At 63.0% G+C, this 13,815-nt stretch carries 9 protein-coding genes; 3 read left to right on the top strand and 6 right to left on the bottom strand.

Translation table 11 applies throughout. From position 1 onward, the window contains the following. Positions 1-103 precede the first annotated feature (103 nt). Positions 104-1,999, top strand: coding sequence for a TRAP transporter permease (locus HW452_RS09020; RefSeq protein ID WP_224105862.1), 1,896 nt, complete (start codon positions 104-106; stop codon positions 1,997-1,999). A 74-nt stretch (positions 2,000-2,073) separates the two neighbouring features. Beyond that, on the top strand, positions 2,074-2,988 hold the full coding sequence (locus HW452_RS09015; RefSeq protein ID WP_224105774.1) for a LysR substrate-binding domain-containing protein: 915 nt from the start codon (positions 2,074-2,076) through the stop codon (positions 2,986-2,988). 60 nt (positions 2,989-3,048) lie between these two features. On the opposite strand, the gene hglS is transcribed toward HW452_RS09015, so the two are convergent. The 5 genes from hglS to folK form a co-directional block, all read right to left on the bottom strand. Continuing rightward, positions 3,049-4,410: a 2-oxoadipate dioxygenase/decarboxylase HglS gene (hglS, locus tag HW452_RS09010; RefSeq protein ID WP_224105773.1), complete on the bottom strand. Its 1,362-nt coding sequence runs from the start codon at positions 4,408-4,410 to the stop codon at positions 3,049-3,051. 1 nt (position 4,411) lies between these two features. Beyond that, a complete protein-coding gene (gene ydiJ / locus HW452_RS09005) occupies positions 4,412-7,528 on the bottom strand; it encodes a D-2-hydroxyglutarate dehydrogenase YdiJ (protein WP_224105772.1) in 3,117 nt (1,038 codons plus the stop codon). Further along, positions 7,525-8,778: a 2-aminoadipate transaminase gene (locus HW452_RS09000; protein WP_224105771.1), complete on the bottom strand. Its 1,254-nt coding sequence runs from the start codon at positions 8,776-8,778 to the stop codon at positions 7,525-7,527. Before HW452_RS09000 ends, ydiJ begins: the two co-directional genes overlap by 4 nt. 197 nt (positions 8,779-8,975) lie before the next feature. After that, complete coding sequence (locus tag HW452_RS08995; RefSeq protein WP_224105770.1) at positions 8,976-9,794, bottom strand: flagellin; 819 nt, start codon at positions 9,792-9,794, stop codon at positions 8,976-8,978. 111 nt (positions 9,795-9,905) lie between these two features. Next, the gene (folK, locus tag HW452_RS08990; RefSeq protein ID WP_224105769.1) at positions 9,906-10,349 is read right to left on the bottom strand and encodes a 2-amino-4-hydroxy-6-hydroxymethyldihydropteridine diphosphokinase; all 444 of its coding nucleotides are present in this window, start codon (positions 10,347-10,349) and stop codon (positions 9,906-9,908) included. Between the two features lie 160 nt (positions 10,350-10,509). Between folK and HW452_RS08985 the strand changes: the two genes are divergently transcribed. Beyond that, entirely contained in the window at positions 10,510-11,256 is a 747-nt protein-coding gene (locus HW452_RS08985) for an SDR family oxidoreductase (RefSeq protein ID WP_224105768.1), read from the top strand. A 71-nt stretch (positions 11,257-11,327) separates the two neighbouring features. Here the strand turns inward: HW452_RS08985 and ybiO are convergent, their stop codons facing one another. Continuing rightward, on the bottom strand, positions 11,328-13,721 hold the full coding sequence (gene ybiO / locus HW452_RS08980) for a mechanosensitive channel protein (protein ID WP_224105767.1): 2,394 nt from the start codon (positions 13,719-13,721) through the stop codon (positions 11,328-11,330). Positions 13,722-13,815 lie beyond the last annotated feature (94 nt).

Here is a 13,815-nt window from a genome sequence, read left to right as displayed (position 1 = left end):
GCCGGTTTGGGCCGGCGGCGCCATCCGCATGAGGTTTGATCGTGGATAAAAAAAAACCCCTGACGAAGCATCGCTTCTAGAGAAGTACGACCGCGAGTCTCAGATACGCTCGCCGCTACAGCTAGGCAAATGGGCGTGGCTCATCACCCTGATGGGCGTATCGCTGACCTGTTTTCATCTTTATACCGCCTACTTTGGCACGCTGCCGTCACAGCAGCAGGGCGCGGTGCATCTTGGCATGGCGCTCGGGATGATCTTCATCCTGTTTCCGGCCACCCGGAGTGCGCCCACCCGCCAGGGCGTTCCCTGGTACGATATCGTGCTGGCCTTCGTGGCCACCTTTGCCGCTTACTATAAAATCATCTTCTATCAGGAGGTGTTGCGGGCGCGTGTCACGGGCTACTCGACCCTCGATCTGACGATTGCCGCGCTCGGCGTGCTGTTCGTGCTCGAGGCCACCCGCCGCACCGTTGGCATGCCCATCGTCGTGATGGCGGCACTTGCCATCCTGTACGCTCTATTTGGTAATCTCATCCCAAGCCCTCTGCTTTCCCATTCCGGGTTCTCGCTCGAGCAGGTGTCGCCCTACCTGTGGTTCCGGGAAAGCGGCGTGTTTGGTACGCCCTTGCAGATATCCGCTCGCTTCATCTTCCTGTTCCTGTTCTTCGGCGTGGTGCTGATGCACACCGGCGTAGGCCGCTTCTTCAATGACCTGGCGTTTGCCGTTACCGGCCGCTTTACCGGCGGCGCCGGCAAGGCGGCGGTCATGGCAAGCTCGCTGCAGGGCATGATTTCGGGCAGCTCCATCGGCAACACCGTGGCCTCGGGTTCGTTCACCATTCCGATGATGAAAAACGCGCGCTTCAAGCCCGAGGTGGCCGGCGCCGTGGAAGCTTCGGCCTCTACCGGCGGGCAGATCATGCCGCCGCTCATGGGCGCGGCGGCGTTCATCATGGTGGAGTACGTCGGTGTCTCCTACCGGGAGATCATGTTCGCCGCGCTCATTCCGGCGATTCTCTATTTCACCGGCATCTTCATTGGGGTTCACTTCGAAGCCAAGCGTCACCGCATTCTGGGACTTCCCAAGGACCAGCTGCCGAGCAAGCGTAAGCTGATGCTGGAAAAGGGCTACATGCTGCTGCCGCTGCTGGTCATCGTGACCACGATCAGCGTTGGCTTCACCGCTCAACGAGCCGCCTTGCTGGGGATCGCCTGCGCCTTTGCCGTGAGCCTGGTGCGCAAGGAGACGCGCCCGTCGCTCAAGGGCATTCTGAATATCTTCGAACAGGGCGCGCGCGTGGCCCTGCCGGTCATCGCCGCCGTGGCCTGTGCGGGCATCATTGCCGGCGTGGTGGGCATGACCGGCATGGGCGCCAAGTTCGCCGCCGGCATCATCAGTCTGGCCGATGGCGTGCTGATACTCGCACTCTTGTTCACCATGGTGGCCTGTATCGTACTGGGCATGGGGCTTCCCACCACCGCCAACTATGTGGTCACCGCCACCATTGCCGCCCCGGCGCTGATCAACGAGTTCGGCCTGCCGCCCATGGCGGTGCATCTGTTCGTGTTCTATTTCGGCATCATCGCCGATATCACACCCCCGGTCTGTTTGGCCGCCTTCGCCGGCGCCGGCATCGCCCGGGCGAACCCGATGAAGACCGGCTTCACCGCCGTCAAGCTTGCCATCGGGGCGTTCATCATCCCCTACGCGTTCATCTACAACCCGATGCTGGTGATGGTCGACCCGACACCGCTTGGTTTGATCAGTGCCTTGATCTTCTCACTTTTGGGCATCATGGGCGTCAGCAGTGCTCTGCTTGGCTACTTCGTTCGCGATTCCCGCGTCTGGGAGCGTCTGGTACTCTTGGCGGCGGGGCTTGCCATGGTCGTGCCCGAACTTCTCACCAGCGGATTGGGCCTTCTCGCCATGGCCCTGATTGGGTGGTGGCAGTCGCGCCGCAGGGATACGTTTCAGGACGCAAAGCCGCTTGCGTCATGAACCATGAGCGCCCCCTTACATCGCCCCGGTGCAGCGCCACCGGGGCGGTTCACAGGTTATCAGGAGCTCCCCGCTTGGCCTCACGTAATCTTCCGTCGACCGCCGCCATGCAGTGTTTCGAAGCGGCCGCCCGCCATATGAGCTTTACCCGGGCGGCGGACGAGCTGAGCCTGACTCAGAGTGCCGTGAGCAAGCAGGTCGCTCACCTCGAATCGATTCTTCAGCACAAACTGTTTCGCCGCGTACGGCGCAGCCTTCTGCTGACACCGGAGGGCGCCATCTTTCTGAGCGACGTGCGCAAGGTGCTCGCACAGATCGAGATGTCGACCCACACCATCATGACCTACAGCGGCAACAGCGAAGTGCTCAAGGTGGCGACGCTGCCCAGCTTCGGCAGCCGCTGGCTGGCAGACAAGCTGCCGGCGTTTCTTTCGGCGAACCCGGGCATCAGCCTGGAGTTTCATGATCGCGTGGAAGATTTCGATCTCGAACAGCAGGATATCGACATCGCGCTGTTCTACGGCCACGGCAGTTGGCCCGACCTTGCCTGTCACAAGCTTGTGGACGAAGAGATGGTGGCGGTGTGCGCCCCTTCGCTACTGGACGAGCACCCCATCGAGACGGCAAGCGATCTGGCAACGCTTTCGCTACTGCATCTGTCCACCCGCCCGGATGCCTGGCACCACTGGTTTGCAGGCCAGGGCATCGCTACCGACCGCAGCTATCACGGCACTCGGTTCGAAACCTTCCCCATGCTGGTGCGCACGGCCATGGCCGGCGGCGGCGTGGCGCTGGTGCCGCACTTCACGGTCGACGAAGAGCTGGCCGCTGGCCGGCTGACGCTCGCCTGGCCGCACCGATTGCACAGCGAAAGCGCGTACTATCTCGTCTACCCCGAGCATCTGGGCGAGCTTGGCAAGGTGCGCCGGTTCGTTGCGCATATCGTGGCGTGTGCGTCTGCCGCTTCGCCTCCCGAGCCCCCGCCATAAACGACTCAGGCTGCCCCATGGCAGCCTGAACGTTGAACCAGACATGCGAATGCAGAGCGATCAGCCTGCCAGTGCTGCCAGCACCCGCTGTTTGGACGCCTGCTCGCGCTCGGCGTACAGGGCAAGCTCGTCGGTGACCGGCGCGCCCAGCGCTTCCTCGAACGCTTCACGGTTGGCGTTACCCGCATAGGCTGCGTTCTCGCCGCCGCCCAGGTTCGACTGGAAGATGCCCGCCGCGCTGACCGGGAGGAAGTCTTCGTAGGTAATCGGCTGTGCTTCCACCAGGCCCTTCTCGAGGAGCTCTTCGATATCGGTATCGGCCTGGGCGCCAGCGGCCTTGCCGGCCTCGGTGAGGTGGTAGTGGAAGTAGGCCAGCCCCTCACGACGCATCGCTGCATCGTCATCAGGAAGGGCGGCGAATACCTTGCTCATGACCGCCTGGTGGGCCTCGTTGTCCAGCCCCGCTGCCTGCTTGCGTCCTTCGCCCAGCAGCTGGTCATAAAGCGCGCGGCCCTTGGGCGTGAGCGCCATGCCGCGCTGCTCGATCTCGCCAAAGCGAGCGGTGTGGGTGCCCTGGGCGTCGCCGGCAAAGCGGATCGACTCCTCCAGCGCCTTGAAGCTGGTCTGGCGCAGCAGGATCGGGCACTCGCGGCGCGGCGGGCCTTCGATGACCGCTTTCGGATTCATGCCCACACTCGGCATGCGCCGCTGAACTTCGTCGATATCCAGCGTACGCGGCGTCAGGTGATTGATATGCGGACCGCGGAAGCACACCACATCGGCAATCAGGCGGTGTTCGTCGTGCAGTGCCTGATAGGTGTCCAGATCCACCGTGGCGTCCTGGTGCCAGCGGAAGGTCTCGAGCGCCGCTTCGACAAACTGGTCGGCCTGCTCGGCGCTCAGCCCGCCCTGGGCTTCACACTGCTCGATCAGTTGCCGCGCCGTGGGCGTGAAGATGTCCCGCTTTGCCAGAATCTCCTCGGCCCGTTGGCGCAGGGTTTCACTTTCGATCAGTTCCAGGCGCAGCAGCGAGGTGAACACGCGAAACGGATTGCACGCCAGCGCCTCATCCTCGATGGGCCGGAACGCCGTGGAGTGCACCGGCACCCCCGCTTCCGAAAGATCGTAATAGCCCACGGGGTACATGCCCATGACGGCGAACAGGCGCCGCAGCATGGCAAGCTCGTCGGCCGAGCCCACCCGGATGGCGCCGTGGCGCTCGACGCTCAAGCGCGCAAGCTCACCCTGGGCTTCGAGGCGGCGACGCAGCTCGGGCTGCTGGGTGAGGGTTTCCTCGTTGACCTGCTCGACCAGCTCCAGCAGCGTGCCGTACTGGGGCACCTCTGCCTGATACATGGCCGACATGGCCTTGGAGAAGCGGTCACGAATCTCGTTGGCGGGAAGAAACGTCGTCTGGGTCATTTCAAGGCTCTCTCTGCGTATTGTTGGGTTGAGACATAGAAGTCGACTTCATGTATGCCAGCAGTGCCTGCATCGGGTGGGGGAGCACCTGATCGGAAAACCGCTTCACCTGGCTGCGGCACGAATACCCCGTGGCCAGTAGCCGGCCGGCGTTCTCTGTTGCCTCCACCTTCGGCTGCCAGGACTGGGCGTAGATGGTTTTCGACGTGGCCGCATTGCGGGTTTCGTGGCCGTAGGTGCCGGACATGCCGCAGCAGCCAGCCTCGTCCAGTGAAAGCGTCAGCCCGAAGGCGGCAAACACCTGCTGCCAGGCGCGGGGGCTGGCCGGGGCGTTGGTCTTCTCCGTGCAGTGCGACAACAGCTTGAAGCCTGGGTCGGTCAGTTCGAGCGTGCCAATCGCCAGGGTATCGAGACGCGTGGCCAGCCACTCCTGGAGCAGTAGTACCGCCGGCACCTGGCCCGCTCCCAGCGTCTTCACATACTCCTGGCGGTAGGTCAGGGTCATCGCCGGGTCGATCCCCACCAGGGGCACGTCGAACTCCTGCAGCGCCCGCAGCCGCCGGGCCTGCTGTTCGGCGGTGCGCGCAAACGCCCCCAGAAACCCCTGCACCTGCAGCGGCTTGCCGTTGACACTGAATGGCATCACGAAGACGCGCAGGTCAAGCCGCGTCAGCAGCTCCACCACGTCCATCACCAGCCTGGCTTCAAAGTGGGTGGTGAAGGCGTCCTGCACCACAATCACGCTCTGGGCGCGCTGCTGTTCGGTCAGCCGGGCCAGGGCGGTCGGTGTGGCCTCGGCCACGCCCCAGGCGCGCAGCTGTTTTTTCACGCTGGCCCGCGAAAGCCTTGGGGAGTCGCTCATGCCCAGGCCCTTGCGCATCAGCGCATCCACCCAGCGCTGGCCGATCACGGCGTTATACACCGGGGCAATGGCCGCCAGGGTGGGCAGCATCCGCTCGGTATGGCCGATCAGGTAATCGCGCAGCGGGCGCAGGTAGCGGCCGTGGTAGACCTCCAGAAACTGGGAACGAAACTGCGGCACGTTGACCTTGATCGGGCACTGCCCGGCGCAGGACTTGCACGCAAGGCACCCCGCCATGGCGTCGTAGACCTCGTGGGAGTAGTCGTGGTGGCGCTGGCGGCTGAGCGTGTTGATCAGGCGCTTGGGAAAGCGCAGCAGTGCCTGGCCCGTGCTTTCGTTTTGGCGCTGGCGCGACTCGTCCACCACGTCGATACCCGCCCGGGACTGCAGCCGCAGCCACTCGCGCATCAGGCTGGCGCGCCCCTTGGGCGAGTGAACGCGATCACGGGTGGCCTTCCAGGAGGGGCACATGGGGTCGTCGAGGTCGTAGTTGTAGCAGGCGCCGTTGCCGTTGCAGTACACCGCCGCGTCATACGCCTGCCAGGCGCGCTCGTCGATGGTGCGGTCCAGCTGCCCGCGGGTGGGTACGCCATCCACGCTGAGCAGGTCAGGGTCGCGGGTCCGGGCGATGAGCGCCGGGTCCTCGGCGGGCGAGGCGATCTTGCCGGGGTTCAACTGGTTGTACGGATCAAACGCCGCCTTGACCCGCTGCAAGCTGGGGTAGAGCGCGCCAAAGAATTGCGGCGCGTACTCCGAGCGTACGCCCTTGCCATGTTCGCCCCACAGCAGGCCGCCGTATTTCCGGGTCAGCGCGGCGACCTCATCGGAGATCTCGCGAATCAGCGCTTCCTGGGCCGGGTCCTTCATGTCCAGCGCCGGGCGCACGTGCAGCACGCCGGCATCCACGTGGCCGAACATGCCATAGGCAAGCCCGCGGGCGTCCAGCGCCGCGCGGAACTCGGCAATGAAGTCCGCCAGATGCTCCGGCGGCACGGCGGTGTCTTCCACGAAGGGCAGCGGGCGTTGTTCGCCCTGTACGTTACCCAAAAGCCCCACTGAGCGCTTGCGCATGGCGTAGACGGCGTTAATCTGCGCGCGGCCCTCGGCCAGGGTGTAGCCCAGACGCGCAACGGTGGTGTCCTGGCGCAGATGCTCGGTAAACGCGGCTACCTGCGCGGCCAGCACGTCAGGGTCATCGCCGCTGAATTCGATCAGGTTGATGCCGCGAATCGGTGTCTCGCCGGCCGGAAAGAACGCCGCCACGCTGTCCCAGACGAAGTCCGCCATGGCCAGCGTGAGCACCGTATCGTCGATGGTCTCGATGGACGTGGGCCGGGCGCTGCCCATCAGCGCCTTGGCGTCGCGCAGCGCGTCCATGAAGCTCGTATAGCGCACGTTGACCAGGGTGGCGTACCGGGGGATCGGCAGCACGTTGAGCACGGCTTCGCTTAGAAAGCCCAGCGTGCCTTCCGAGCCGCACAGCAGGCTGTTGAGGTTGAGCTGGCCGTGTTCATCGCGCAGGTGGGCGAGATCGAAGCCGGTCAGGCAGCGGTTCAGCGGGGGAAAGGTCGCCTCGATCGCCTCCCGCTCGCGGTCGATGATCTCGGCGGCGGTGCGGTGCACCTTGCCCAGCGCCCCCGGCTGTTGCAGCGCCTGCGGCTCCTCGTCGCTGCTCAGCGCCCGGCTGTGCAGATGCTGGCCGCCGAGCAGCACGGTGTCGAGTTCGAGCACGTGATCGCGGGTCTTGCCGTAGGTGCAGCTGCCCTGGCCGCTGGCGTCGGTGGAAATCATGCCGCCGACCGTCGCGCGGTTGGAGGTGGAGAGCTCCGGGGCGAAGAACAGGCCGTAAGGCTTGAGCGCGGCGTTGAGCTGATCCTTGATCACGCCGGCCTGCACCCGCACGCGGCGGTTCTCGACATCGATCGCCAGAATGCGGTTCATGTGGCGCGAGACATCCACCACGATGCCGTCGGTCAGCGACTGGCCGTTGGTGCCGGTGCCGCCGCCGCGAGGCGTGAGCACCACGTCGCGGTAGGGCGTTTCTGCGGCGAGCCTGGCCAGGCGCTCGAGGTCTTCGGCGTGGCGCGGAAACACGGCGGCCTGGGGCAGGCGCTGGTAGATCGAGTTGTCGGTGGCGAGCACCGTGCGCTGGGCGTAGTCCGGGGCGATCTCGCCTTCGAAGCCGCGTGTTTCAAGAGCGGTCAGAAAACGCCTGTATAACGCGTTGACCTCGGCGCCGACCTCTCTTGCCATCATGCGCGCAGCGTCTCCAGCGCCTGCTCGATCAGGCCAAGCCCTTCTTTCAATACCTCGGGCTCGGTGGTCAAGGGGGGCAGCAGGCGCAGAACGTTACGTTTACGCCCGCTGGGCATCAGCAGCACACCGGCTTCGCGCCCGGCGGCCAGCAGCGCCGCGAGATGCTCAGCGCCAGTGGCGCTCTGCGTATCCTCGAAGACGATCCCCCGCATGGCCCCGACCCCGGTCATGGCTCCCAGCATGGGAAAGCGGCCACTCGCCTGCCATGCCTGATACGCCTCGACGATCAGCGCTTCCTGGCGCTCGCCCCAGGTGCTCAGCATATCGTCCTGCATGACGTCCATGACGGCAAGGGCTGCGGCACAGGCCACGGCGTTGCCCGAGTAGGTACCGCCAAGCGCCCCCTTGGGAAGCGCGTCCATCAGCGCCGCGCGCCCGGCAAGTGCGGCCAGCGGCAGGCCCGAGGCGATACTTTTGCCCATCAGCAACAGATCGGGCTCGACCCCCAGGTGGCTAAAGCCGAAGCGCTTGCCGCTACGCCCGAACCCGGACTGAATTTCGTCGAAGATCAACACGATGCCGTGCTGGTTGCAGATATCGCGCATGGCCCGGGCAAACCGTGGGCACAGCAGACGAAAGCCGCCCTCGCCCTGAATGGGCTCGACCACCATGCACGCTACTTCATCGGCGGGTATCTCGACGTCGAATAGGCGCTCGAGCGCCGCCAGTGCCTGCTCGGCCGTCACCCCACTGTCGCGACTCGGGAAAGGAAGGTGATACACCGGGCCCGGCAAGGCGCCAAGCCCGGACTTATACGGCTTGACCTTGCCGTTCAGGTTCAGCGCCGCCAGCGTACGGCCGTGAAACGCGTCATCGAAGGCGATCACGGCCTGGCGGCCCGTGACACCGCGGGCCACTTTCAGCGCGTTTTCGGTCGCCTCGGCGCCACTATTGGTCAGCATGCAGGAGAGCGGGTAGGAGACCGGCACGAACTGGTCCAGCGCCTCCACGACCGCCAGATAGCCGCGATGCGGCACCGCGTTGAACGCCGAGTGCATCAGGGTATCTACCTGAGCCTTGACGGCTTCGACCACGGCCGGGTGGCAGTGCCCGAGATTGAGCACGCCGATGCCACCAATGAAATCGATGTAGCGCTGACCTGCTTCATCCCAGACTTCGGCATTGCGCCCGCGGGCAACACAGATCGGGTGCATGACACCCAGGGCAGCACTTACATGGGGAAGGTCCATCGCCGTTGTGTCTCCTGTCATGGCGGCTTGAATGGCCTTATCAAAGCAAATCAGGCACGTAGATCACAAACGAAAAAAAACGCCTAATCCATGCCGTATTGGAATGGATGGCGTATCTGGCGCCTGCCGGGGGCGAGACGATGGATCAAGGCGGCAAAAAAGGAATGTATCGCTTGGTAGCTATCTAAAGCCCTTCGCTAAAGCCCTTCGAGCAGCCGCAAGATCATTTGTGGCTGCTGGTTGACCTGGGCGAGCATGGCGATGCCGGCCTGCTGGAGAATCTGGGCACGAACCAGGTTAGAGACCTCGCGGGCGTAGTCGGCGTCCTGAATGCGCGACTGGGCGTTGGAGAGGTTGACGACGGCATTGTCGAGTCCTTCGATCACGCTCTCGAAGCGATTCTGCGTGGCGCCAAAGTAGCTGCGCTGCCGGTCGAGCTTGCCGATGGCCTCATCGAGCAGCGCCATGGGTTTTTCCGTGGCCGAGCCTTCCAGCACGCTGAAGCCGTCGAGGCCGAGCGCCTGGCGGTCCATTGCCACCATGCGCACGTTGATGGTGTCACCGGCGTTGGCGCCCACCTGAATGGCGAGTTCTCGCGCCCCGTTCAGCATCTTGATGCCGTTGAAACTGCTCTGCCCGGCGATGCGGTCGATCTCCTCCAGGCGCTGGTCGATCTCGTCCTGGATCGAGCGCTTGTCCTGGGCCGAGTAGGTATCGCTACTCGCCTGCACGCTGAGTTCGCGGATGCGCTGGAGGTTGTCGTTGATCTGGTTGAGCCCGCCCTCGGCGGTCTGCACCAGGGAAATCCCGTCATTGGTGTTGCGAGCCGCCTGCTGCATGCCGCGAATCTGGGCGCCCATGCGATTGGCAATGGCCTGGCCCGCCGGGTCGTCCTTGGCGCTGTTGATCCGCAGCCCCGACGAGAGCCGCTGCATGGAGGTCTGCATCATCTGCTGGCTGGTACGCAGGTTGTTCTGCACCAGCAGCGAGGTGACGTTGGTGTTCAGGCTAAACAATCCGCATCCTCGGCTGGCATGTCTTACCGGCAGGCGTTAATGGGTCAGGCGCTAATGGAATAAGGGTCAGGGGGGAAGATGTTCAAATTATCGGCCTGTAGAGAAAGATATTTAATTCTTTTTCCGCCACAGGGAGCGCCCGCTGGCGGCCAGCACTTCATCCACGGGTCGGCGAACGTAGTCGTAGGTAAAGTAGCTCGGGTCGAGCAGTTCGCTGTCCCAGGCCACGATATCCAGGTCCATGGTGCGCGGTCCCGACTTGTTGGGTCCGCGCACGCGCCCCAGCCGATTCTCGACCGCCTTCAGATAAGCGCGAAACGTTGCATGGTCAAGCGGCGTGCGTACCAGCAGTGCCGCATTGAGAAAATCCGGTTGATCCAGAAAACCGACCGGCGGCGTGGAGATCGCCTGGGAGTGGGCGATCAATTCACACTCGCTTCCCAGCAGTATAAACGCCTGGGCGAAATGGCGCTCGGGCTCGATGTTCGAGCCAATGGAAATCAGGCACTCATGCAGGGGAGCTTTTTGTTCCAGTTGCAATGCTTTCGATGACATAGCCGTGACCTGGCTCAGCACAATCCAAAGAATTCATAAGAACCGTAATGCTCCTGTTTCAGACTAGCGCTACGCTTTCAGTGTGCAAGTAGCCAATCGAAAGATCCTCGACGCCCAGGTTATGCACTCGATTTATAACCAATAATTACAGGGACATAGCATGGAACCTTATGCTGCATTAATTACCGGTGGGGCCACCCGGCTGGGGCGCTTCTTTGCCGAATCGCTGGCAGACGCCGGGTACGATATCGCCCTGCACGTCAACCGCTCGCGCGGTGAAGCCGAGGAGGTCACACGTGTTATTCGTGCCAAAGGCCAGGCGTGCGAAATATTCACCAGCGACTTTCTGCACGACCCGCTGGACGCGCTGATTGACGCAGTCTGGCAGCGCTTTCCTCGCCTGAACGTACTGATCAATAGCGCCTCCGCCTATCAGGCGGCGCCGCTTGCCCGCACCGATCTCGCCATGCTGGAGGCGCAGTTTCGGGTCAACCTGTTCACCCCGCTACTGTTGACCCAGCACTTTGCCAAACGCGTGGGAAAAGGCTGCGTGATCAATATCATCGACAACAAGGTTGCCTACCATCAGTACCCTTATGCAGCGTATCTGCTGTCCAAGAAAGGGTTGGTGGAAGTGACTCAGATGGCGGCGCTGGAATTTGCTCCGCACGTTCGGGTAAACGGCATCGCCCCCGGCGTGGTACTGCCTACTTCGCAACGCTCGCCTGACTATATCGCCTGGCGCCTGGAGGGCATTCCGCTTCATCGCCAAGGCACGCCCGCGCACCTGGTACGCGCCCTGCACTACCTGCTGGATAACGATTTCGTGACCGGGCAGGTGCTGTTCGTGGATGGCGGCGAGTCGATCCTTCTGGAAGGCCGGCATTCGGAAAATTACTCCGCCTGATACACGCCAAAAAACGCAAGAGGCCACCCGAAGGTGGCCTCGCCTGCTTATCCTCACACAGGGCGTGCGGGCTATACGTCCTCGTCATCTGGCTTGTGATGCTCGGGGTTTTCAGCCTTGGCACTCTCCCTGCGTGGGTTGTAGCGATCATCCTCGATCACATCACCCGACTTGGGTTGCCCGGCCGGGCTGCCGTCGATGGTGAACGCCTGCTGCATGACACGCAGGTTGGCGGGCGGCGCCGAACCTGACTTGTCCTGGCCGAAGTAGAGCGTGGTATGCGGGAACGGAATCTCGATACCGGCGTCGTCGAAGCGCATCTTCACCAGACGGTTGTAGGCACGGCCTACGCCCCACTGATCGCCCGGCGTGGTCTTGATGACCACACGGATATTCACCGAGCTGTCGGCAAGCGCGGTCACGCCTGCCACGGTCAGATCCGCCAGTATCTTGAAGCCATGCTCTTCGCTGGCGCGCAGATCTTCGAAGGCCAGCTGGAGCTGAGCGATCGCATCATCGATGTTCTCACGGTAGGCAATACCGTACTCGCCCACGTGATTGCCGTATTCACGCATGTAGTTGGACACGGTGTCCACGCTCGAGAACGGCACGATATGGTAGGTACCCGACAGATCGCGAATGGCCACCGAGCGAATGCTCAGCCGCTCGGCGGTGCCGGTAATGCCGCCTACGGTGACGACGTCTCCGGTGTTCATGGCATTTTCGATCTGGATGAAGACACCGGTAATCACGTCCTGCACCAGCTTCTGGGCACCGAAACCAATTGCCAGACCCAGCACCCCGGCACCGGCGATCAGCGGCCCGATATTGATGCCGATCTCGGAGAGCACGATCATGCCGGTAATGGTCACCATGGCAATGGCCAAGGCATTACGGAACAGGCTCAGCAGCGTCTTGGCGCGCGCTGAAGGCTCCCCCGTACCGGTTTCCGGGTTGAGCTTGTGCTCGATCAGACTGGCCAGCGCCAGCCAGACGCCCAGCGAAACGATCAGGATCACCGCCACGCTGATCAGGTTGCCCACGATGTGTGCACCACGCTCGGAGGCATACCAGCCCGCCAGATTGAAAGCACCCCAGGCATCCAGAATGACCATGATGACGGCCACCAGAATCACCGTTCGCAGCACGCGCAGTGCATTGGGCACGTAGCTGTTCAGGCGGTGCTCGAGCATCGGCAGCTTGCGCCGCAAGTCGTCGGAAAGCTGAATACGCCGGCCGATGGTCTGGGTCAGGAAGGTGGACGCCAGTATCCCGATCACCACGGCGGCGAGTGTCTTCAGGGTCGCAAACAGCACGAACGGCAGCGCATCCCCCGGACGCGTCAGTGTGAGCACGAACACTACCAGGAAGTACAGCAGCGCAAACAGGTGCCAGGTGCGCGCAAACAGCTGCATCGATACGCGGCTGGCAGTCATGGTGCTGTTGGCCGCGAGCGCATTCATGTTGCTGCGCAGGCGCACACGATTTTTCAGCACCACGGCCACGGCGTAGATGAACGCGATGATCATGATCACGGTACCCACCGCCTGCCCCAGCGCCGCGCCCAGGTAGAAATTGACCAGCGGCACGGCCACCATCAGGCCGTACCCGACCATGCCGATCAGCCGGGCAAGCCAGCGGTTCCAGTAGGAGGCTTCATGGGCGGAAATCGGCAGCAGGCGCAGTCCCTCGTACTTGGAGGAGAACAGCATGCGCATGACCGCCTTGAACAGCTCGATGATCAGAAACGCGTTCAAGAACAGCGAGGCGCGGGTGGAAAGCTCGCCAGTTTCACCAACGGCAAAGGTGGCCACCAGGTTACCGCCAACGTAGGCAAGCCCCACCAGCAGAAAATCGATCACCGCGGCAATGGCCACGCTTATGACAAGCCGCAGTACCGGGGTCAGGCCGGTGCCGTTCAGCGACCAGCGACTTACCTTGGCAAACGCCGATTTGCCCAACCGGCGCAGCGCGAAAAACAGCGCAAAGGTAGCCAGAATGACGATGCCAAGGTTAATCGCTGCCTGTATAAACGCGGCAGAATCAAATGAGCCGGTCCCCTGCCCGGTAAAGAGGTCGCCGACGATCGAGAACGCCTGTTCGACCTGCTGGCCGATATCGGTCACTATCCGGCTGGTAAACTCGGCAAGCTGGCGGGGAAGTGATACATCTTCAGGCGCTACGTTGCCGCCCTGCGCCGCCGCCTCGGGAGATAACTGTGCTTCCAGGCCTGCCGGCAACGCAGAAGCCTGGTTGCGCAGCAGGTCGATGAGTTCCTGCCGCGACTGATCGTTTTCGAGCAGCTCGGCAAGCGCCTCGTAGGAAGGCGCTTGTTCTGCCGGTGAGGCTGCAGGCGCTTCGCTTTCAGCGCTGAGCGTTGTCTGGGCCAGTGCAGGCGTTGCAAGCAGTGCCAGCAGCGCCATCATCCAGACACCCAGCCAGGGTAGTAATCGTAGTGGCGTCACACCTTAACCTCCATATTTGATAAATGCTTTCTTAAATCTAACGGCTGGCCCGCTTTATGCAAATCGATATGTCGACCGACATATCGCGCCAGGC

This window comes from Vreelandella aquamarina, from assembly GCF_020075495.1.
In the GTDB taxonomy this organism is placed as follows: Bacteria; Pseudomonadota; Gammaproteobacteria; order Pseudomonadales; family Halomonadaceae; genus Vreelandella; species Vreelandella aquamarina_A.
This window is presented reverse-complemented; position numbering and strand designations above follow the sequence as displayed.